Below are 20,258 nucleotides of genomic sequence, written 5' to 3' on the forward strand. Positions count from 1 at the left end.
AACACGGGGGATTGCGATGACACGGGATTTGGCACGACGTGATTTCCTGAAAGGCTCGGCGGCGATCGCCAGCGCAGCAGCCGCGGGCGCCTTCTCCTGCGTCGAGATCGCGAGCGCCGCACCGATCGAGGTGCCGACCGTCGACAAGCTCTCGATCCGCGTGCTGGTCGATTCCAGCTTCGATTTGTTCTTCAAGCCGAAGCAGGCCGGCGGCGTCACCATTGCGCCGCCGCCGCGCTCCGCCAACTACCAGAAGTCGCTGCACAATGAATGGGGCCTGTCGCTGTGGCTGGAGTCCGAGGCCAAGGGCGCGCAGCGCACGCTGATGCTCGACTACGGCTACACGCCGGAGGTGCTGCTCAACAACATGGCGCTGGTCGGCGTCGATCCGGCGAAGCTCGACGGCCTGATCGTGAGCCACGGGCATTACGATCATTTCGGCGGCCTCAACGGCTTCCTCGACAAGTTCCGCGACAAGCTACCGGCCGACGTGAAGCTCTATGCCGGCGGCGAGGACAATTTCTGCCACCGCGTCAGCGCAACGCCGACCAAGGGCCAGTTCAACGATTTCGGCACGCTCGACCGCCGCCAGCTCGCGGCGCAGCGCGTTACCACGGTGCTGTGCGAGACCCCGACCGTGATCGCCGGCCACGCCTTCACCACCGGCAAGATCACCCGCCGCAGCATCGAGCGCGTGTTGCCGCAGACCTGGGTCGAGTTCGGCATCAAGGACGGGCTCGGCTGCAATGCCAGCCACTATCTGCCGGCCGAGATGGAAGGCAAGATCGTGCCCGACGAGCACATCCATGAGCACGCCACCTGCTTCAACGTGCGGGACTTCGGCCTCGTCGTGATCTCGTCCTGCGGCCATGTCGGCATTGTCAATTCGGTGAAGCAGGCGCAGGAGGTCTCCGGCATCCAGAAGGTGCACGCCATCGTCGGCGGCTTCCATCTCGGGCCGGCGCCGAAGGATTACCTCACCGAGGTGGTCGCCGAGATCAGGAAGCTCGACCCCGACGTGCTGATCCCGATGCACTGCTCCGGGCTCGACTTCGTGCAGGAGGCGACCGCGCAGATGGGCGACAAGGTGTTGGTCACGACGACGGGCAGCCGCCTCTCCTTCGGCATATGATCGCGCCGGTCCTGCGCGGCTTCGCTTACGCCGGCGCCGGCCTGTGGCTGACGCTGGCGCCGGTGCTGGCGGGCGATGCGCCGCCGCAATCGGCGCGCTCGGCCGCCGAGATCATGGACATCCTGATGTGGAACAGGGAGCCGGTCGGCGGCCCGTTCGCGCTGACCGATCAGGCCGGCCATGAACGCACCGACAAGGAGTTTCGCGGCAAGCTGATGCTGATCTATTTCGGCTTCACCACCTGCCCAGACGTCTGCCCGACCGATCTGCAGGCGATCGCCCTGGCGCTCGACAAGCTCGGCCGCGACGGCGACCAGGTGCAACCGATCTTCATCACGGTCGATCCCGAGCGTGACACCGCGGCCCACCTCGCGGAGTACGTGCCGATGTTCCACCCGCGCCTGATCGGACTGACCGGCAGCGGTGATGCGATCCGCAAGCTCGCTGATGCCTACAAGGTCTACTTCGCGCGGGTGCCGCTGAAGGATGCCGGCGACTACACCGTCGATCACACCGCCTACATCTATTTGATGGACCGCGAGGGCAATTATCTCGGCTTCTTTCCGCCGGGGACGTCGGCTGACCGGATGGTCGAGATCATCCGGCCACGGCTCGCCGAACCGGCGCGCTGACATCAGAGATTGGCAATTCCAGCCGCGTCAATACTGCGCCCCCTCTCCCGCTTGCGGGTGAGGTGAAGAAAGCAGTTCGGCAGGCGGATCGGACAAATCGCCGGACTCAATGTATCCGCCCATGCGCGCGCAAGAATGTCTCGCCGCTTTCCGTGACCATCACCCGCATGCCCTCGACCGAGGGACGGCGCGCGATATAGCCGCGGTCAACGGCGTCCTCCCAGATCGTCAGCCGCGGGCATGAGGTGCGCCAGACCTCGAGCACCTCGGCATAGCGCCGCGGCCCGCGCGCCACCCATTCCACGAGATCGAGCACCAGGGCGTCTGTGGTCTCTGTCATGTGGTCCTCGCCGGGGTCAGCAGGGATTCATTGTCTCCGGTATTTCTGCGCCGCTTGGCCTGTTCCGGCAAACTGAGTTATCTTGACCTTGCATCAGTTTTCCTGAGGGTTCATGCGGCGGCTGCTCTTTCTCAACGGCATCAAGGCGTTCGAAGCCGCGGCGCGGACCGGCAGCTTCGCGGCGGCGGGCAGCGAGCTCAATGTCTCGGCCGCCGCGATCAGCCGGATGGTGCATCTGCTCGAGGAGCGGCTCGGCGTCGCGCTGTTCGAGCGCAAGGCCAACCGCCTCGTCACCACGCCGGCGGGCCGCGCCTATCAGGGCGGGCTGACGCCGATCTTCGACGCGCTCGCGAGCCTCACCGCGCAGGTCACGGCATCCGCGAGCGCGCGGGTGCTGACCGTCGGCGTCGGACCGACCTTTGCGCTGAAATGGATGATCCCGCATCTTGCCGAGTTCCGCAAAGCGGAGCCCGACATCGAGGTGCGGATCACGACCGGCGGCATGGCGGTGCCGTTCGCCGACGACTGGAGCTGCGGCATCCAGCTCGGAGACGGCCAGTGGCCGGGCCTCGTCGCCGAGCCGCTGTTTGCCGCCGATCTGATGCCGGTGTGCACGGCGCGGCTCGCCAACACCCTGAAGCGCCCCGCCGACCTCAAGGGCCCGAGCCTGATCCGCGTCGCGCATTCGCCCGACGACTGGCCGTCCTGGCTGAAGGCCGCGGGCGTGCCGCGCCTGACCGCGCGCGGGCCGGAATTCCAGTTCTACGGCCAGGCGCTGCAGGCAGCCAGCGACGGGCTCGGCATCGCGATGGGCATCCGGCCCTATATCGACGACGATCTCGCCGCCGGCCGGCTGGTGGCGCCGTTTGCGCTCAGCGTGCCGAAGGGCATGCGCTGGTATCTGGTCTATCGCGGCTTCCACGCCGAGCAGCGCGATTTCGCCGCGTTCCGGCGCTGGATCATCCGCGCCGCGGCGGAGCCCGCCGCCCGCCGCAAGGGATCGCGCAGTGCCTGACGAGACCGTCGATACGCTGGTGATCGGCGGCGGCCAGGCCGGGCTCACCATGAGCCATCGGCTGAAGCAGCGCGGCATCGCCCATCTGGTGCTGGAGCGGGGTCGCATCGCCGAGCGCTGGCGCAGCGAACGCTGGGACGGCCTCATGTTCCAGTTTCCGAACTGGTCGGTGCGGCTGCCGGATTTCGCGTTTCCGCACAGCGATCCCGACGGCTTCTCGGACACCGCTGCCATCATCGCCTTCATCGAGGACTACGCCGCGTTCGTCGCGCCGCCGATCCGCTACGGTGTCGCGGTCACGAAGCTGCGCCGCGACGCCGGCGGCTTCCTCGCCGAATCTGCCGGCGGCAGCATCGCCGCCCGCAACGTCGTCGTCGCCACCGGTCCCTATCAACGGCCGCTGCGGCCCGATCTGCTGCGCGATCACCCCGGCCTGTTTCAGGTCGATGCCGCCGGCTACAGGAATCCCGCGCAATTGCCTGACGGCGCGGTGCTGGTGGTCGGTGCCGGCGCCTCGGGTGCGCAGATCGCCGAAGAGCTGATGCGCGCCGGCCGCGAGGTCTTCCTCTCGATCGGACGTCACAACCGGCTGCCGCGGCGCTATCGCGGGCGCGACCTGATCTGGTGGCTGGCCGAGATGGGCATCGACCGGACGCCGGTCGAGCAGCGCGGCCCGTCGCGGCTGCTGCCGGTGATTTCGGGCGCCCATGGCGGCCACACCGTCGACTTCCGCCGCTTCGCCGCCGGCGGCGTGACCCTGCTCGGCCGCGTGACGGCGGCGCGCGATGGCGTGCTCGAGATCGCGCCCGATCTCGCCGCCAACATCGCCAATGGCGACGCCTATTACGCGACCTTCCTCGGGATCGTCGACGACTTCGTCGCGGCGCACGGCCTCGATCATCCCGAAGATCCCTTGGCGCGCCTCCGTTTGCCCGATCCGCCGTGCCTCACCGCGCCGCTCGATGCGATCGACCTGCGCGCCGCGCGGATCAGGAGCGTGATCTGGGCCACCGGCTATGGCCTCGATCTGAACTGGATCGACATACCGGTGCTGGATGCCGACGGGGCGCCGCGACACCGCCACGGCGTGTCCGACGTGCCGGGCCTCTATTTCCTCGGCCTGCAATGGCTGTCGAAGATGAAATCCTCGTTCCTGTCAGGCGTCGGCGACGATGCCGCCGTGCTCGCCGACCACATCGCGAACCGCCGCTAGCTCCGGGTTCCATTGCTCCTGGAAATAAACCCGGCGAGTTGTGAACTGCTTCACATTTGGCGCAACGCGCTCGTGCTTCCTATGAGAAGGGCGTTTCGAGGTCGCACATGATTTACAGCGGTTTTGAGATCAAGTCGTTCGAAGTGGGGAAGGGGCAATGGCACGCCAGGGTTCAACGGGTCGATCAAAGGCCGGTCGTCATCGATGGCATGCTGTTTCCGACGCTCGACATCGGCTTTGCGTGGTCCGATCCGGATGCGGCGATCGCCGACGCGAAGCGGGCTATCGACCGGTTCCCGCAACGCTATGGCATGACAATGCCGGCGGCCGAAGCGTCGGCGTGACCGGTAACGTCGTGGTTGCCGTCCCGCAATGCGAGCCGGATCCGGTCTGGCCGGCGCAGGTCCGCACCAGCTGCCCGGAATGCGCCGCATCGCTTTCGCTGCTGCGCGTGATCCCCGGCCGCGCCGCCGAATACTGGACCATGCGCTGCGACGGCTGCGGCGGGATCCATCTCGACATCGTCGACCTGCCGCGGGCCTGAACTCCGCGACGGCGCCCCCTGCTGACACCCTGCTGTCAGCAGCCTCGCCCGTGCAGCTATCCAGCCGTCGTTTACCCTTTTCTCGCTGCCGGACTCGTCCCATATTCGGGACATGGCGAAGACACCGAACACTCCGAAAAAGCCCGGCAAAACCCCCAAATCCAAAGCACACCGGCCCGAGGTCCTCCCGATCGGGCCCGCGCTTGCCGAATTGCTCAATCCCGCGATCAACCGCGGCGATGCCGGCATGGGTTCGGGCACCGGCCTGCAGCCGCCGCCGGACAATTCCTGGGACCGTCGCGCCGGCGGCGAGGCCGCCGCGCATCGCGCGCGGGCGTCGACGCGCGAGACCAGCGAGGACGTCGCCAGGCGCGATACCTCGGGCCTCGGCGAGGCCCCGCAGGCCAATTACGGCACCTCGGCCACCATCCCGACCCTCGATCCGGAACTGGCGCGGCAGCTCGGCCTGCCGACCGCCGAGGACGACGACGAGGCGCTGGCGCGGCCGCCGCGCAGCAAGATGGAGGCGCTCGGCGTCAAGGCGACCGCCGACGCGCTGGAGAACCTGATCCGCGACGGCCGCCCGGAGTTCCGCAAGGACGACGGCTCGATGCGGGTGTGGACCCCGCACCGCCCGCCGCGCCCGGAGAAATCCGAAGGCGGCGTGCGCTTCGAGATCAAGTCCGACTACCAGCCGAAGGGCGACCAGCCGACCGCGATCGCCGAACTGGTCGAGGGCATCGACCGCAACGACCGCACCCAGGTGCTGCTCGGCGTCACCGGCTCGGGCAAGACCTACACCATGGCCAAGGTGATCGAGGCGACGCAGCGCCCGGCGCTGATCCTGGCGCCGAACAAGACGCTGGCCGCCCAGCTCTATGGCGAGTTCAAGAACTTCTTCCCCGACAACGCCGTCGAGTATTTCGTCAGCTATTACGACTACTACCAGCCGGAAGCCTACGTCCCGCGCACCGACACCTATATCGAGAAGGATTCCTCGATCAACGAGCAGATCGACCGCATGCGCCACTCGGCAACGCGCGCGCTGCTCGAGCGCGACGACGTCATCATCGTCGCTTCGGTGTCCTGCATTTACGGTATCGGCTCGGTCGAGACCTACACCGCGATGACCTTCGCGCTGAAGAAGGGCGAGCGCATCGACCAGCGGCAGCTCATCGCCGACCTCGTTGCTCTCCAGTACAAGCGCACCCAGGCCGACTTCACCCGCGGCACCTTCCGCGTCCGCGGCGACGTCATCGACATCTTCCCGGCGCACTATGAGGACCGCGCCTGGCGGGTGAACCTGTTCGGCGACACCATCGAGACGATCGAGGAGTTCGATCCGCTCACCGGCCACAAGCAGGACGAGCTCGAATTCATCAAGATGTACGCCAATTCGCACTATGTGACGCCGCGCCCGACGCTGGTGCAGGCGATCAAGTCGATCAAATCAGAATTGAAGATGCGGCTCGACCAGCTCAACGACCAGGGCCGCCTCTTGGAGGCGCAGCGGCTCGAGCAGCGCACCACCTTCGATCTCGAGATGATGGAGGCGACCGGAAGCTGCGCCGGCATCGAGAACTATTCGCGCTATCTCACCGGGCGCCGCCCCGGCGAACCGCCGCCGACGCTGTTCGAATATGTACCGGACAACGCGCTGATCTTCGCCGACGAGAGCCACGTCACCGTGCCGCAGATCGGCGCCATGTTCCGCGGCGACTTCCGCCGCAAGGCGACGCTCGCCGAATACGGCTTCCGCCTGCCCTCCTGCATGGACAACCGGCCGCTCCGCTTCGAGGAGTGGGACATGATGCGGCCGCAGACGGTTGCGGTGTCGGCGACGCCGAGCGGCTGGGAGCTGAACGAAAGCGGCGGCGTGTTCGTCGAGCAGGTGATCCGTCCGACCGGCCTCATCGATCCTCCCGTGGACATCCGCCCTGCCCGCACCCAGGTCGACGACCTCGTCGGCGAGGTGCGCGCCACCGCGGCGGCGGGCTATCGCTCGCTGATCACGGTGCTCACCAAGCGCATGGCGGAGGACCTCACCGAATATCTGCACGAGCAGGGCATCCGCGTCCGCTACATGCACTCGGATATCGACACGATCGAGCGCATCGAGATCATCCGGGATCTCCGCCTCGGCGCGTTCGACGCGCTGGTCGGCATCAACCTCTTGCGCGAGGGCCTCGACATTCCCGAATGCGCGCTGGTCGCGATCCTCGATGCCGACAAGGAAGGCTTTCTGCGCAGCGAAACCTCGCTGATCCAAACCATCGGCCGTGCCGCACGCAACGTCGACGGCAAGGTGATCCTCTATGCCGACAGCATGACCGGCTCGATGGAGCGCGCGATGGCCGAGACCACGCGGCGCCGCGAGAAGCAGGTCGAGTACAACGAGGCCAACGGCATCACGCCGGAGAGCGTGAAGAAGTCGATCGGCGACATCCTCAACTCCGTCTACGAGCGCGACCACGTGCTGGTCGAGATCGGCGACGGCGGCATCGCCGACGACGTCATCAGTATCGGGCATAATTTCGAGGCCGTGCTGAGCGATCTCGAAACGCGGATGCGCGAGGCCGCGGCCGATTTGAACTTCGAGGAGGCCGCGCGACTGCGCGACGAGGTCAAGCGGCTGCGCGCCACCGAGATGGCCGTGGTCGACGACCCCACCGCCAAGCAGCGCAACGTGCAGAAGCAGGCCGGCGCCTATGCCGGCACAAGAAAATACGGCGATGCCGCCAACCTGCCGGTCAGCGCATTGAAGAACAAGTCGGCGCAGACCTCGCTCAAGGCGAGCCGCGGCGGCAAGTCCGGCTCACGCATCCACAAGCCCGATCTCGACGAGATGCACGGCCCGGAATCGCTGCCCTTCCGCCCCAGCGGCGCGCTGCCCGCAAAGCCGTTCGGCACCACGAGCCGCATCATCCAGCCGACCGACTCGCGGCAGTCGGGGCCGGAGTTCGGCCCGTCGCCGCGGTCGAGCGGCGGCGCGCCGGGCAAGCGGGGCGGGTGGAAGAAAAGGTAGATCATGACGCGCGCCGAGCTGCTCGCCTTCCTGCGGATGCATCGGCTCGCGGTGGTCAGCACGGTTCACAATGGCGCGCCCCAGGCGGCGGTCGTCGGGATCGCGGTCAGCGACGATCTTGAGATCATCTTCGACACGCTGACCACCTCGCGCAAATACCAGAACCTCCGCGCCGATCCGCGCGCGGCGCTGGTGATCGGCTGGGACGCCGAGCAGACCGCGCAGGTCGAGGGCGTCGCGGACTTCCCGAGCGGCGCGGAGCTCATCGCCTGCAAGCAGGTGTATTTCGCGGCGTGGCCCGACGGGCCGGAGCGCGAGACATGGCCGAACATCGGCTATGTGCGGATACGGCCGAACTGGGCCCGGTTCAGCGATTTTGGCGCGGTGCCGGCGCGGATCGAGGAAATGATGCTGCCATAGACAGCTTCATCTTCAGCCTCTCCTCGATCACGCCACGTCGAACGCCGGATGGTAGCTCACATCCCCTTTGGGTGCCTTGCCCTTCAACACCATCCGCTGAAAGTATCGGCTCGGCTTGCCGTCATAGGTCAGCCGGCGATCATCGAGGAAGCCGAAGCGACGGTAGTACGCGGGATCGCCGAGCACGACGCAGCCATCGGCCCCGAGCTCCGCAAGCCGGATGAGCCCCTCGCATATCAGAGCTTTGCCGCTTCCGCGCCGCTGCATGTCGGGTGCGACCGAGACCGGGCCGAGGCCGTACCAGCGTCCGGCTACGCCATCGATCTGCACCGGCGAGAACGCGACGTGGCCGGCGATGCTGCCGACCTCGGAGACAGCCACCAGCGACATCGTCAGCGCGCCGGCCGCGCGCAGCGCCTCGACGATGCGGGCTTCGGTGCCGCTGCTGTGCGGCGCGTTGGCGAAGGCGGCCGCCGTGACGCGGCTGATCGTGGCGGCGTCTTCAGGGCGTTCGTCTCTAATTTGCATGACCGCAAATAAGGTAGATCGGCGGTAAAGCGCAAGTTCACCGCACGCTGCCCCCGCGACGGCAGCAGCGACATCATGATCATCGTCGTCATGAGCTGCAGCGAGACCGTCGGCTGGCAATGGCGTTCGGTTCAGGTAATCGGATGATCCGATGCCGCCAATCCGGCTGCCACCCGCGACGTGATAGGCGTCACGATGGCTTGCTCGTCTGATCCGCAAGCACCGTTTAAGCAAAGCCCCCTTGACCTGCATCAATCACGGGTATCCCCTACCCCTTACATTTTGAAGCCATAGTTGTTCCGGCATCGGGGGAAGTCGTCATGATTTCGATCAGAATGCCGCTCTGGCTCCGCGTTGTTTCGCTGGTGGGAGTGATCCTGCTCTGCACGGCCGCCGGGCTCTATGGATATCGTTGGTACAGTCGTCCGGTGACGCTGACGCTGGCGGTCGGCTCGATCGACGGAGAAGCAGCCGGCGCAATGACGGCGGTCGCCAATCAGCTTGCCTCCGACGGCGCTTCGGTACGGTTGAAGGTCATCGACACCGGAACAGCCGTGGAATCGGGCAAGCAGTTCGCTGCGGGAGCTGTCGATCTCGCTGCCGTTCGCGGCGACGTCGGCGACTTGTCCAAGGCCGAGGCCATTGTCGTGCTGTCGCACATGACTGTGCTCTCATCGCTCCCCCCGGTTCATCGATCGACAGCATCAGCAAGCTCAAGGGCCAGACCGTGGGCGTGCTCGGAGGCGAGGCAAACGCCAAGCTCGTCGATGTGTTGAACAACACCTACGACCTTGCCCGCAACAAGACGGTTTTCAAGAACCTCGGCTTGCAAGATGCTCGGAAAGCCGTCCAATCAAAACAAGTCAGCGCCCTGCTTGTGGTCATCCCTCTGACGGGGAAATACATTGCGCTGGTGAAGGGCTTTTTCCCGCAAGGTACAAAAGCCACTCCGGTCCTGATCCCGATCGACTCGGCCGCGGCCATTGCAGACAGCAATCGCGCCTATGAGAGCTTCGACGTGCCAAAGGGCACCCTGCGCGGATCACCTCCTGTCCCCGATGACGATCTGACGACTCTCGAAGACTTCGCTCTATCTTGTCGCACGAAAGAGCCTCAGCGCCGACGTCGCAACAAGTCTTACCCAGAGCATCTTGAAGGTGCGTAGGGAGCTGCTGCCGGAGAATCCTCTCCTTGCCCAGATCACCGCCCCCAGCACCGACGCGGACGCCTACCTTCCCGTCCATCCTGGGGCCTTGGCCGTCTATAACGGCACAACACAGAGTTTCCTTGATGAATACAGCGACTACATTTATCTGGGCCCGATGATCCTTGGAGGAATCGCTTCGGTGCTTGCCGCCGCATGGAAATTTTTGGGAATCGGGCAGCCCGAAATCCGTGAGGGTCCTCTCGACACGCTTTACGGCCTTGCGCGCCGGATCCGCACGGTCAACTTCGAGAACGAACTTTCAGACATCGAGGACGAGATCGACAATATTCTCAAGAGCGAACGTCTCAAGGCCGAGGCGGGCGATGAAAATGCGGTCGACACCGCGACGCTGAATGTCGTAGCCCACCGCCTGGAAAATCTGGTCCATGACCGCAGAGCGATACTATTGGCAAAACCCCCGATCGCTTCGGTGGCCTAGGAGAGAATCGGACGCTCATCGTCGTCCTGGCGAAAGCCAGGACCTATTACCCCAAATCACAATTGCTGCGCGACGTTGGGCCGCCATCCCGCTCATTACTGAATTGGGTGGTTGATGGTGTGGACGGCCCCCTACGGCATCAGTGTGCCAGAATGAGGTTGTCTGAGATCTCATACAAGGGAGCCGTCCGTGAACCAGATTATCCGCATTGGGATTGATACGTCGAAGTATATTTTTGTGCTGCATGGGGTTGATGCGGCGGAGCAGGTGGTGCTGCGCAAGAAGCTGTCGCGCAAACAAGTGCTGGAGTTCTTCGCCAAATTGCCGCCGACTGTGATCGGGATGGAGGCATGCGGGGCTTCGCAACATTGGGCGCGTCAGCTTTCCAAGCTCGGTCACGAGGTGAAGCTGATGGCACCGCAATTGGTCAAACCCTACGTGATGCGGAACAAGAATGACGGGCGGGATGCAGAAGGCCTGTGTGAAGCGATGAGCCGGCCGAGCATGCGCTTCGTGCCGGTGAAGACGGCCGAGCAGCAGGCCGCGCTGATGCTGATGGGTGTCCGCGACGGATTGATCGTCCGGCGCACCCAGCTGACCAATACGATACGCGGCCATGCGGCGGAGTATGGCCTGATCGCCCCCAAGGGACTGGACGCGATCGAACCACTGCTGGTGCGGATTGCGCAGGACGAGACGCTTCCGGTTCTGGCGCGCGAGCTGTTTGTGGTGCTGGGCCGGGAGCACGTCGGCACCGCGCCGATGCCACGGGCCGGCGCTTGGCTCAGATCCCCTCGGTCGGTCCGATCGTTGCAACCGCGCTGGTGATGAAGACACCTGATCCGCGCACGTTCCGTTCTGGTCGTCATTTTGCGGCTTGGCTGGGATTGACACCCAAGGACCACTCCACCGCTGGCAAGACCAGGCTTGGCAAGATCACGCGGGCTGGCGATGAGAACTTGCGCCGTCTGCTGGTGGTCGGGGCCACAGCGGTGATCCAGCAGGCCAGGCGGGGACGCGGTCATCACTCGCGCTGGCTGCTGGCCCTGATCAAGCGCAAGCCGCCGAAGCTTGCGGCCGTGGCGCTCGCCAACAAAGTGGCCCGTATCGCCTGGAAGCTGATGGCAACGGGCGAGAGTTACGAGGCGGCACGGATGAATCCCATGACAGCCGCCGCCTAATCGATTAGCCGGCGGGCTCGCTCGCCGGCCGACCGGAGCTGCAAGAGCAGATGGAGCGATCGATCGAGCAACGATGCGAGACAGTCCGCAGGACCCATCGGCCGCCAACAGGCCGCGTGGTTGTTTGGAACTCGCATCGCGCAAACCATCTTGGCCAGCGATCCATTCGATCGCACCCAACAGGCCGGACATATGGATGCAAGCGATCCGATCTCACCAAACAGCTCTTGTGCCACGGGGGCCGTCCACATATGGGTCCTGGCTTTCGCCAGGACGACACCGAGAGTGTGACCGCCTAACCCGATCGCTTGTTGCTGGTGTTCTGAGTCAGATTGCCGTGCGCGGCCTGCTCGCGGATGTTGTGCTTCTCGTCGTCGCGATGGCCCTTGGTGGTGTCGATGGGAACGCTGGGGGTGCTGCCGGGGCCCTTGTGGCTCTTGTTGTCGTCGGGAACGGGCTGGATGGTCTTTGTCTTTGGTTTCGTCATCATCGTCTCCGTTACGCATGGAGACAACGCGGCCGGTGCGGACGGCGTTCCCGGAACGACCCTTCGTTCCCGGAACGAGACTTCGTTCCCGGAACGTGGCTTCACAACTGATCCTACAGCTTCTCCTGCTGCGCGGGCTGTGACTGCGGTTGCTGCTGGCGCTGCTGCTTGGCGTGATGGCGGCCGTAGAGGCACCCGGCGGCGGCGCCGAGCATGCCGTGATGGCCGGCATAATGACCGGCGACGCCGCCGACGATAGCGCCCTTGATGCAACCCTTGGCGTCGGCAGGCGACGCCAAGGCGAGCGCGCTGACGGCAATGACGGACGCGAAAACAATCGATTTCATGATGCGGCTCCAATGCAACGCTGCCGCATCAACGGTGCAGCGGCACGGCCGGTTCCGGGAAGAATAAGCGGTTCACCATCGACCCCGCCGCCGGCAAGGCGGCGCCGTCGGATCGGCTGCTGTCGAACGCACCGCGACAGCGAGCCGGCGCGATTTCACCGGCCGGCCCCGGAGGAGCTCAAGGCCTCGTGGCCGGCGTCGACGCCGGCTCACCGTCGCGCGGTGCGCGCTCGCATGATTTATTTGGAGACAACCAGGGCGGCGACGGCAAGCGGCACGGTGTTTCTCATACGGAACTCCTCATTGCGGATGCGTCGCCCACGCCGAACCAACCGGGCGCGCGGGCGGAGGTTTCATTAACTCGCGGACAGCTGCCGCCGCACGTCTGCGAGGCGCGGCCGGCTCAGCCGATCACTTCAGTTTCTTGCCGCCATCGGTCACGCCGTCGAGGAACACGCCGGTTTCGCGGTTGAGAAACTCGACATCCGGCGGGAAGAAACCGCCGGCCGAGGCGTGGCCGGTCACGGTGCCCGGGCTGATCGTCTTGATGGTCACGCCTCCGATGTTCTGGCCCATCTGGTTCGGCTCGAATTCGGGATTGAGCAGGTCCTTGGAGCCGGTGAGGATCAGCGTCTTCGCCTTGATCGAGCCCAGCGCCTTCGCCGTGTCGCCGCCGAACCCGGCCGTGGTGCCGACATCGTGCCGGTCATAGGCCCAGCTCTGGTAGATCCAGTCGTTGGCGTCGAACAGCTTCCACAGCGCGGTCTCCTGCTCGGCCATCCAGGGCAGCACGTCGGGGCCGGACTTGAACTGCGCCGCATACATGTCGGGCGTGCGCGCCGCGAGCAGCGCGACGATATCGCGGAACAGCTTGAGGCCCTTCTCCGGCGGCGCGTCGTAATTGCCGTCCTTCCACGCCGGATCGTTCATGATCGCCTTGCGCGAGGCCTCCATCACCGCGACCGACCAGGCCGGCGTCTTCGCAAGCGGCACCATCGCAACCAGCGCGTCCATGAAGTCCGGATGGCTGACGCCCCATTGCAGCGCCTGCATGCCGCCCATCGAGGGGCCGACCACCGCGACGACATGGTCGATGCCCAGCTTCTCCTTCATCAGCCGATACTGCGATTCCACCATGTCGCGGATCGCGAATTTCGGGAACTGCATCCGCGGCTGCGCCTTCGAATTGCTCGGCGACGTGGTCAGCCCGTTGCCGATCGCGTCGGTGCAGACGATGAAATACTTGTCGGGGTCGAGCGCCTTGCCGGGGCCGATCATGAAATCGAGCCGGTGATGATTGCCCGAGATCGCGGTCACCATCAGGATGGCGTTCGACTTCTTCGCGTTCAGCGTGCCGTGGGTGACGTAGGAGATCGAGAAATCCTTGATCGCCTCGCCGCTCTCGAGCTTGAGGTCGCCTTCATTGTAGAGCTGGTGGGCAGGCTGCTGCGGCGTGTGTGCGAAGGCGGGCGGGATCGCCGGGCATGCCAGCAGCGACAGGATCGCGGCGAAGTGGGTGATGCGCTTCATTGGTCTCTCCCCATCGGGGCCGGCTCTGTTCGGCCGCCTTCCGCCGCGAAGCATACGGGCCGGCGGCGCCGCGGCAAGGCCGCGGGCGCGAAGATTTAAACGGCGCAAGCGCGGAATAAACCGCGCCTGCACCGCGACGCCCGCCGTCGTCGCATTGCGCGAACCGGCGCGGCGCATGCATTTTGCGCCACAATGCACGCACTGGTTGCCGAACCTAATCGCGTCTCGCGCGTCAAACATATGTTGTTTGATTGTCGAATGCTCCGGTTCACAATGCCGGGCCAGAGCGAGTCGGACCGGCGGAGTCGATCATGGGCGAGGATTTGAACCGGCAGCGCGTCTTGAACTTCCTCGACGTCTACTATGCCGGCGGCATCGAGGGCGCGCTCGATCGCTGCAGCGACGACGTCGCGTTTCTCGCCAACGCCCCGATCGACATTCTTCCGCATATGGGCCAGCACCGCGGCAAGGCCGCGCTGCGCCAGATGTGGACCACGATCCACGAGCGCTATTCGGACATGCGCTACGAGGCGCCGATCGTGGTGACCCAGGGCGACAGGGTTGCCGCGCAGCTGCGCGTATTCTTGCGCAAGCGCAACAACGCCCGCGTGGTGCAGTTCGACGTCGCGGTGTTCTACACGCTGCGCGACGGCAAGATCACCGAGATCCGCGAGATCATCGACACCTTCGACCTCGTCCAGCAGGTGCTGGAGCGCGACGTCGCGGCGGCGCTGACCGGGCACGACGACATCGTGCAGGCAAATTCGCAGCGCCGGCGTTGAACCTCGACGGCCCGGCGCTGACTTATTACCGGGCTTGTTGCGGTCGGGGCTGAAATCACCATGAAAATCGCATTGCTCGCTGTGCTTGGCTTGGCGCTGGGCGCCCTTGGCGGCGCCGCCTTCGGCATCGGAGCCGGGCTTAGCTGGATCGGATTGGCCAGAACCTCGGGTATCGACAGCGGAACGCTGGTGTTTTTCACCTTCATGCCGCTCGGCGCCGCGATCGGCGGCATCGGCGGCGCGCTGCTGTTCGCGGTAGTGGCGATCCGCGACGCCGAGATCGTGATCGAGCGGCAACCGGTGCGGCAGCGCGACCGCTGAATTGCGGCGACCGGAGCGTTTTCGCGCGAAGCCTGCTCCGTACGTGATGCGGGTGGATGCCGGTTCGCATCAAAGAAGCGCGTCAGAACCAGAAACCAGAGGTCGGCGGTCACATTCCGGTAAAATTCCGCGCAATTGTGCATTGCAAAAAATTCATTTGCGTTTTTGCCGTTCGGCACTATTTCAAGCCGCAATAGCGATGTGCAGCAACCTGGCAAGGCGTCGGCGCTGATCCCCTGCCATCCGTTTGCGTTTGAAATCCAGTTTCAGGACAAGGCCAAAATGACAGAGCATAGTCTCTGGCGTTTTTCGCGCGCATTGCATCGCGCGATCAACGAACGCCAGCTTGCAGATATCGAGCCGCTGCTCGACGACGAGGTCGAATGGTCCATCTATGGGCCGATCGACCTGTTTTCCTTTTTCGGCGCGCGCCGCGGCAAGGCCGCGGTGCTCGAGGTGATCCGGCAGATCGGCGAGAACCTCAGGGTTCACCGCTTCGACCGGGAACAGATCATGCTCGGCGTGGATTCCGCAGCCTCGATGCTGCGCTATTCGCTGACGGCACTCGACTCCAACAAGCCGATCTCGCTCCGGATCGCGCATTTCGCGCAGTTCAGGGCCGGCAAGCTGACGAGCTTCCGCGTGCTGGTCGACAGTTTCGACCTCGTCGAGCAGACCGTCGGCTACCCGATCCATCTGCCGCGCATCGCGGTCTGAGGGCTTTTCGGTTTCACGCCTTCGTCACGTCCGGGGCGCTAAAGCGCGAAGCGCGTCTTCGGGTTCAGGCGCCCCGGCAGCGGCGGCCTGTTTTGCCAGCCCCGAACGGCCGCGCTCGGGACGCGCCGCGCGAACGCGCATCGCGTTTGTCCCGGACATGACGATCACGCGTTGATCACTTGCTTTCAGAGCGCCGATGCCACAATTTTGCGCCACGGCAATGCATGCTGCGGCTCTGGAATTTGCGGGCTGGGAATGACTTTCATATTGCGATTTGGCTGGACAGCGCTGCCGGTGCTGGCAGCCGGCTTCACCTTGGCGATGGCGCTGTCGGCCGCCGCGCAAATCCCGCCGTGGCAGATCGCTCCCGCAGCCCAGGATACCGCAACTGATAACGCCGAGGCTGCGGCCGACGAGGAGCCGCCGGCGGCCAATGCCAATGACGCCGACATCCTGAAGGATATCGACGAGAGCAAGCTCGACTGGAGCCAGCTCGACACCGATTCCACCAGCCTGCCCACGCTGGCGCCGAAGCGTGCGGCGAGGCCCGCCAGCGTCGCCGGCAAGGATCCATCCTGGTCGACCAACAACAACGCCAACGGCTCGTCGGCGGTGTCGGTCAAGCAGTCGATCTCGCCATTCCTCGATACCCGCATCGGCGCCGACATGACGGTCGCAAGGCAAGGCACGATGACGACGTCGGAGCAATTGTCGGAGCGGCTCGCCAATGGCGGCAGCCTGCCGCAGTCCGGCGGCTCGGCCTGGGCCGCGATCTCGACCGGCGGCGTGGCGTCGATCTGGGACAAGACGTCGGTCGAGGCGCGGGTCGATCCCGCCGCCGACCAGAGCAAGGTCGGCACCTCCCTGAGCAAGTCGGTGCCGCTGTCGGAGCAATATTCGCTGACGCTGCAGAACGGCTACAACCTCATTCAGCAGGGCGTGGTCCCGGTGCCCGGCATCATCAGCCACCCCTCGCGCAGCTACGACACCGATCAGTCGGCGAGCCTGTCCGTTAACGACACCGGCACCAGCATCACGGCAGGCCAGACGCTGTCGACCTCCGACGACAGATGGCTGCGCCGGATCGGCGCCGAGCAGAAGCTGTTCGACGGCGTTACCGTCTCCGGCTCGGTCGGCGAGACCTCCCAGGGCACCACCAGCAAGAGCATCAGCGCCGGCTACAAACGCTCATGGTGAACGGTCTGTTAGCTCTATCGCGCTAAATGATCAGGCATTGCCGCAACTTGGCCCAGATGCGGTCAAATTCGGCGGCACTGATAGGTCCGTAACTTCATCAATTCGTCGTGCGGGGGACAAGCCGCGCTTCGCCATTGCGAACAAGGGGAAAGCCGATGAACGCCACCAACCGTACCGAGGAAGCCGAAGTCGAAACGACGTCCGAGGTCGACACCAACCTCGCCGCCGTCTCGGAAGTCGAAGCCGGCATCCGCGACTTCGTGCGCAACGATATCGCCTATCTGCGCCGGCCGGTGGCGAGCCCGGAGACCGCGCCGACCGACACCAACACCGATGCCACCGTCAGCAACGTCAACTCGCTGATCCAGCGCGTCGCCGGCACCTCGCTCGCCGAGATCGAGAAGCTGATCGGCGAGCTCGAGAGCCTGCGTGACCTGCTGCATGCCGAGGGCCAGCGCGTCCAGCGCGAGATCTCCGGCTATGCCCAGCTAAGCCAGGCCGCGATGAAGTCGACGCGCATGATCGCCGACAACGTCTCGCAGTGGAAGCGCGCCGCCGACGGCCTGCGCAACAGCTGATACTTCAGTTTTCCAAACTGATCGCCGCCGCCTCCTGAACGGGGGGCGGCGGCTTCGCTTTGCGGCCTGATTCAGCGCAGAACGATTCGTTATTCAGCGCGGTGTAAACTCCGGGACGTCAATTTTTGCAGAAGCCGATTTGAACTTGGGATGTCGAGCCCGCGTCCAATCCGGAATTCGCGTCCGGACCGCGCCTAGTGTGCTGAATGCGAAGTTCGTGCGATTTCGCGGCAGCCACTTTCACGAACTTCGCATTCATAAAGCACACTAGAATCATAAGTTTGCTAGTGTCCTTATCGAATCCGAAGTTCGCTCCGAAGGTGCGGCAAATGATGCGAACTTCGGATTCGGGACATTAGCCGGGCATCCATTTGGAGACGAAGTCATGCAGAGCGTCCGGCCGGATAGCGCCGCCGATCCGATTCCGCTGCGCCAGCCGCAGCAGGGCATCGGCACGATCATGATCCGGTTCATCGGCATCCTGATAGCCGCGACCGTCGTGATGGTGCTGATCTGGAATCGTTAGACTGAAGCTTGGAAGAAATGTGACGTAGCCTGCCGACAGATCACATTGAAAGGCGCAATTGCGCGCACCGGGCGCTCCATCGAGCGCCGACGGCTACGGACGGTCAATCAGCGGTCGATGCTCGCGGTGGTCTCGAAGGAATAATTGCCGTCGGCAAAGCCCTTCACGACCATTCCGGTGGCCAGCATCACCACAACCGTTACCGTCGCGAAGATAATGCCGACGAGTTTCAGCGCGCTGCGATCTGCCATGGTATCCCCAGTCATTCTTGCCAGATGTCCGTGCCCTCAAACCATAAGGCAGGGACAAAGGTTCAGAATGCGTTAGCAAAAACTGAGTTCCACGCAACGCACAACTGCGTCGGCAGCAGAAGTCATTCGCTAACCATGGCGTCCGGGCAACATCAGAGGCGCGCGGGCAACATCAGGAACCGGGATTCCGCCGCGGCACGAAAGCGGTGGCGAGGAACGAGAACACCACCTCGTTGCGCTGATTGACGCCGGTGTTGCGGGCCTGAAGGATGCCCCATTCGGGCCGCTTTTCGGACGTGCGCTTGGTCTCGACCTGGTTGGTGAAGCTGATGGTATCGCCTGCCAGCACCGGGCAGATCCAGCGCAGTTCGCGGAAGCCCGGCGAGGGCCCCCAGACCGCGACCTCCTCGCCGCGCGCGGCGGCTTCCGCGGCGAGCCGCTTGCCGTCGGCGACGAGCAGCTTCATGCAGACGCTGGCGACATGCCAGCCCGATGCGGCGAGCCCGCCGAACAGCGAGTTGCGCCCCTCCTCCTCGTCGAGATGGAAGCGCTGCGGATCGAACTGCGCGGCGAACCGCTTGATGTCCTCGGGCGTGAAGGTGAAGGAGCCGAACTCGCGCCGCGCGCCGATCTCGATATCTTCAAAAAAGCGCATGACCTCTCCTATGCGCTCGCGCCGTCGCGGCGGCTGATGATGATCGGCGACTCCATCTCGCACAGCATCTCGCCGCGCGCGTTGCGGATCGTGCCCTTGAAGGTGACGATGCCGGTCTCAGGCCGGCTCTTCGAGACGCGCGCCTCGACGACGTCGACATCCAGCGTCAAATCGTCGCCCGGACGCAGCGGCGCCACCCAGCGCATCTCATTGACCCCCGGCGAGCCGAGCGAGGCGGTGCGGCCGATGAAGCCGTCGAACAGCATCCGCATCATCAGCGAGCCGAGATGCCAGCCCGAGCCCGACAGGCCGCGGAGCATGGATTTCTTCGCCGCCTCCTCGTCGAGATGCATCGGCTGCGGGTCGAATTCGGCGGCAAAGGCGAGGATCTCCTCGCGTGAAACATGGCGCGGGCCGAACGTGCCGAAGCGGCCGGGCTTGAAGTCTTCGAAGGTCAGCGTGGTCATTGGGTGAGGATATGCCGGAGGGAAGCCCGATTGTGGCCGTTATTTGCGGCAATCACAACCGGCCCACTCGCATAGCTCGCCCCTGGACTGCCGGCGCCCGGTCCGGGGCTCGCGCAGGCGAGATGGTTTGGGGTTCTGCGTTATCGGTCCCTCTGGTCGCGGAGGCGCTTTGGCGCCGCCCGAACCATTGGCCCGGCAAAAGGCCTCGTCCTGACGGACGCCTGCGGCGCAGGCTTCCGGGATGAAGTGATCACGCCGGCGGTCACGCAGTAGGATGAACGAGACGCGAATCATATTTCGGCTGGCCGGGAGAACCATGATGTTCGATTTCCAGGATCTGTTTCAGTGGGACCGCTTCATCACGCCCACGATCATCAAGACGTTCTACTGGCTGGTGATCGCGGTCATCGTGCTGTTCGGGATCTCCGGCATCCTGTGGAGCCTGACGGCGATGGCGATCAGCCCGTTCGTCGGATTCATCCAGTTGCTCGCGTCGATCGCCAGCGTCTTCGTCGGCATCGTGTTCTCGCGCATCGCCGCCGAGTTCATCCTGATCGTATTCCGGATCAACGAGCATCTCGGAGCGATCCGCGATCGGGACGGAGCAATGCGCTGAGGCTTTCGGCCCCGGCCGAAGCGGCCGACCGGCGGGGCCGTGGTTAATCCGAAGTAGCACCCGCGCGCAAATGCCAGCGAAATTCCGACCGGGATCTTAAAACCGCTC

The 20,258-nt window shown here is 64.8% G+C and carries 26 protein-coding genes and 1 pseudogene; 19 read left to right on the forward strand and 8 right to left on the reverse strand.

What is annotated here, in order from left to right:
- The first annotated feature begins 16 nt into the window (after positions 1 to 16).
- Both ACSKB9_RS18555 and ACSKB9_RS18560 read left to right on the forward strand, forming a co-directional pair.
- Positions 17 to 1,132: an MBL fold metallo-hydrolase gene (locus ACSKB9_RS18555; RefSeq protein WP_438074774.1), complete on the forward strand. Its 1,116-nt coding sequence runs from the start codon at positions 17 to 19 to the stop codon at positions 1,130 to 1,132.
- The gene (locus ACSKB9_RS18560; protein ID WP_438074776.1) at positions 1,129 to 1,764 is read left to right on the forward strand and encodes an SCO family protein; all 636 of its coding nucleotides are present in this window, start codon (positions 1,129 to 1,131) and stop codon (positions 1,762 to 1,764) included. Before ACSKB9_RS18555 ends, ACSKB9_RS18560 begins: the two co-directional genes overlap by 4 nt.
- 106 nt (positions 1,765 to 1,870) lie before the next feature.
- Here ACSKB9_RS18560 and ACSKB9_RS18565 read toward each other — a convergent pair whose 3' ends face one another.
- Entirely contained in the window at positions 1,871 to 2,104 is a 234-nt protein-coding gene (locus ACSKB9_RS18565; RefSeq protein WP_438074778.1) for a hypothetical protein, read from the reverse strand.
- Positions 2,105 to 2,216: 112 nt separating this feature from the next.
- Between ACSKB9_RS18565 and ACSKB9_RS18570 the strand changes: the two genes are divergently transcribed.
- The 6 genes from ACSKB9_RS18570 (at position 2,217) to ACSKB9_RS18595 (ending at position 8,321) form a co-directional block, all read left to right on the forward strand.
- The gene (locus tag ACSKB9_RS18570; RefSeq protein WP_069276582.1) at positions 2,217 to 3,119 is read left to right on the forward strand and encodes a LysR substrate-binding domain-containing protein; all 903 of its coding nucleotides are present in this window, start codon (positions 2,217 to 2,219) and stop codon (positions 3,117 to 3,119) included.
- Positions 3,112 to 4,332 carry an NAD(P)-binding domain-containing protein gene (locus ACSKB9_RS18575; protein WP_438074780.1) on the forward strand — a complete coding sequence of 407 codons (1,221 nt, stop codon included), beginning with the start codon at positions 3,112 to 3,114 and terminating at the stop codon, positions 4,330 to 4,332. The genes ACSKB9_RS18570 and ACSKB9_RS18575 overlap by 8 nt, the downstream gene beginning before the upstream one ends.
- 56 nt (positions 4,333 to 4,388) lie before the next feature.
- Positions 4,389 to 4,676 (forward strand): hypothetical protein, encoded by a 288-nt coding sequence (locus ACSKB9_RS18580; protein WP_253606860.1) that lies wholly within the window; start codon positions 4,389 to 4,391, stop codon positions 4,674 to 4,676.
- Complete coding sequence (locus ACSKB9_RS18585) at positions 4,673 to 4,876, forward strand: hypothetical protein (RefSeq protein ID WP_425249136.1); 204 nt, start codon at positions 4,673 to 4,675, stop codon at positions 4,874 to 4,876. Before ACSKB9_RS18580 ends, ACSKB9_RS18585 begins: the two co-directional genes overlap by 4 nt.
- 112 nt (positions 4,877 to 4,988) lie before the next feature.
- The gene (uvrB, locus tag ACSKB9_RS18590) at positions 4,989 to 7,901 is read left to right on the forward strand and encodes an excinuclease ABC subunit UvrB (protein ID WP_438074782.1); all 2,913 of its coding nucleotides are present in this window, start codon (positions 4,989 to 4,991) and stop codon (positions 7,899 to 7,901) included.
- 3 nt (positions 7,902 to 7,904) lie between these two features.
- Positions 7,905 to 8,321 carry a pyridoxamine 5'-phosphate oxidase family protein gene (locus tag ACSKB9_RS18595; protein WP_438074784.1) on the forward strand — a complete coding sequence of 139 codons (417 nt, stop codon included), beginning with the start codon at positions 7,905 to 7,907 and terminating at the stop codon, positions 8,319 to 8,321.
- Positions 8,322 to 8,348: 27 nt separating this feature from the next.
- Here ACSKB9_RS18595 and ACSKB9_RS18600 read toward each other — a convergent pair whose 3' ends face one another.
- Positions 8,349 to 8,849 carry a GNAT family N-acetyltransferase gene (locus ACSKB9_RS18600; RefSeq protein WP_438074786.1) on the reverse strand — a complete coding sequence of 167 codons (501 nt, stop codon included), beginning with the start codon at positions 8,847 to 8,849 and terminating at the stop codon, positions 8,349 to 8,351.
- 320 nt (positions 8,850 to 9,169) lie between these two features.
- Here ACSKB9_RS18600 and ACSKB9_RS18605 point away from each other — a divergent pair, with 320 nt between their 5' ends.
- The 4 genes and pseudogenes from ACSKB9_RS18605 to ACSKB9_RS18620 all read left to right on the forward strand — a co-directional run bounded on the left by ACSKB9_RS18605 (position 9,170) and on the right by ACSKB9_RS18620 (position 11,676).
- Positions 9,170 to 9,625: a hypothetical protein gene (locus tag ACSKB9_RS18605; RefSeq protein WP_438074788.1), complete on the forward strand. Its 456-nt coding sequence runs from the start codon at positions 9,170 to 9,172 to the stop codon at positions 9,623 to 9,625.
- Positions 9,622 to 10,014, forward strand: coding sequence for a hypothetical protein (locus tag ACSKB9_RS18610; protein WP_438074790.1), 393 nt, complete (start codon positions 9,622 to 9,624; stop codon positions 10,012 to 10,014). Before ACSKB9_RS18605 ends, ACSKB9_RS18610 begins: the two co-directional genes overlap by 4 nt.
- On the forward strand, positions 10,001 to 10,495 hold the full coding sequence (locus tag ACSKB9_RS18615) for a hypothetical protein (protein WP_438074792.1): 495 nt from the start codon (positions 10,001 to 10,003) through the stop codon (positions 10,493 to 10,495). The genes ACSKB9_RS18610 and ACSKB9_RS18615 overlap by 14 nt, the downstream gene beginning before the upstream one ends.
- A gap of 189 nt (positions 10,496 to 10,684) precedes the next feature.
- Positions 10,685 to 11,676, forward strand: a pseudogene (locus ACSKB9_RS18620) (IS110 family transposase).
- Positions 11,677 to 11,971: 295 nt separating this feature from the next.
- Here ACSKB9_RS18620 and ACSKB9_RS18625 read toward each other — a convergent pair.
- The 3 genes from ACSKB9_RS18625 to ACSKB9_RS18635 all read right to left on the reverse strand — a co-directional run bounded on the left by ACSKB9_RS18625 (position 11,972) and on the right by ACSKB9_RS18635 (position 14,040).
- Positions 11,972 to 12,166, reverse strand: coding sequence for a hypothetical protein (locus ACSKB9_RS18625; protein ID WP_016841379.1), 195 nt, complete (start codon positions 12,164 to 12,166; stop codon positions 11,972 to 11,974).
- A gap of 110 nt (positions 12,167 to 12,276) precedes the next feature.
- Positions 12,277 to 12,510 (reverse strand): hypothetical protein, encoded by a 234-nt coding sequence (locus tag ACSKB9_RS18630; protein WP_438074794.1) that lies wholly within the window; start codon positions 12,508 to 12,510, stop codon positions 12,277 to 12,279.
- A 411-nt stretch (positions 12,511 to 12,921) separates the two neighbouring features.
- Entirely contained in the window at positions 12,922 to 14,040 is a 1,119-nt protein-coding gene (locus ACSKB9_RS18635) for an alpha/beta fold hydrolase (protein WP_438074796.1), read from the reverse strand.
- 311 nt (positions 14,041 to 14,351) lie between these two features.
- Here ACSKB9_RS18635 and ACSKB9_RS18640 point away from each other — a divergent pair, with 311 nt between their 5' ends.
- The 6 genes from ACSKB9_RS18640 (at position 14,352) to ACSKB9_RS18665 (ending at position 18,161) form a co-directional block, all read left to right on the forward strand.
- Positions 14,352 to 14,822, forward strand: a complete 471-nt coding sequence (locus ACSKB9_RS18640; protein ID WP_050382837.1) for a nuclear transport factor 2 family protein — start codon at positions 14,352 to 14,354, stop codon at positions 14,820 to 14,822.
- Between the two features lie 60 nt (positions 14,823 to 14,882).
- Positions 14,883 to 15,143, forward strand: coding sequence for a hypothetical protein (locus tag ACSKB9_RS18645; RefSeq protein ID WP_028336038.1), 261 nt, complete (start codon positions 14,883 to 14,885; stop codon positions 15,141 to 15,143).
- A gap of 282 nt (positions 15,144 to 15,425) precedes the next feature.
- Positions 15,426 to 15,860, forward strand: coding sequence for a nuclear transport factor 2 family protein (locus tag ACSKB9_RS18650; RefSeq protein ID WP_026193357.1), 435 nt, complete (start codon positions 15,426 to 15,428; stop codon positions 15,858 to 15,860).
- A 255-nt stretch (positions 15,861 to 16,115) separates the two neighbouring features.
- Positions 16,116 to 17,057: a hypothetical protein gene (locus ACSKB9_RS18655; protein WP_438074799.1), complete on the forward strand. Its 942-nt coding sequence runs from the start codon at positions 16,116 to 16,118 to the stop codon at positions 17,055 to 17,057.
- A 155-nt stretch (positions 17,058 to 17,212) separates the two neighbouring features.
- Entirely contained in the window at positions 17,213 to 17,635 is a 423-nt protein-coding gene (locus ACSKB9_RS18660; protein ID WP_016841371.1) for a hypothetical protein, read from the forward strand.
- A gap of 385 nt (positions 17,636 to 18,020) precedes the next feature.
- A complete protein-coding gene (locus ACSKB9_RS18665) occupies positions 18,021 to 18,161 on the forward strand; it encodes a hypothetical protein (protein ID WP_438074801.1) in 141 nt (46 codons plus the stop codon).
- Positions 18,162 to 18,268: 107 nt separating this feature from the next.
- Here the strand turns inward: ACSKB9_RS18665 and ACSKB9_RS18670 are convergent, their stop codons facing one another.
- From ACSKB9_RS18670 to ACSKB9_RS18680, 3 genes are all read right to left on the reverse strand, one after another.
- Complete coding sequence (locus tag ACSKB9_RS18670; protein WP_016841369.1) at positions 18,269 to 18,412, reverse strand: hypothetical protein; 144 nt, start codon at positions 18,410 to 18,412, stop codon at positions 18,269 to 18,271.
- A gap of 172 nt (positions 18,413 to 18,584) precedes the next feature.
- Positions 18,585 to 19,067, reverse strand: a complete 483-nt coding sequence (locus ACSKB9_RS18675) for a MaoC family dehydratase (protein WP_438074803.1) — start codon at positions 19,065 to 19,067, stop codon at positions 18,585 to 18,587.
- Between the two features lie 8 nt (positions 19,068 to 19,075).
- The gene (locus ACSKB9_RS18680; RefSeq protein ID WP_157344390.1) at positions 19,076 to 19,534 is read right to left on the reverse strand and encodes a MaoC family dehydratase; all 459 of its coding nucleotides are present in this window, start codon (positions 19,532 to 19,534) and stop codon (positions 19,076 to 19,078) included.
- 319 nt (positions 19,535 to 19,853) lie between these two features.
- Here ACSKB9_RS18680 and ACSKB9_RS18685 point away from each other — a divergent pair, with 319 nt between their 5' ends.
- On the forward strand, positions 19,854 to 20,150 hold the full coding sequence (locus ACSKB9_RS18685) for a DUF4282 domain-containing protein (RefSeq protein WP_026193358.1): 297 nt from the start codon (positions 19,854 to 19,856) through the stop codon (positions 20,148 to 20,150).
- Positions 20,151 to 20,258: the final 108 nt, after the last annotated feature.

It is taken from the genome of Bradyrhizobium sp. BR 1433 (genome assembly GCF_051547665.1).
Lineage (GTDB): Bacteria > Pseudomonadota > Alphaproteobacteria > Rhizobiales > Xanthobacteraceae > Bradyrhizobium > Bradyrhizobium australafricanum.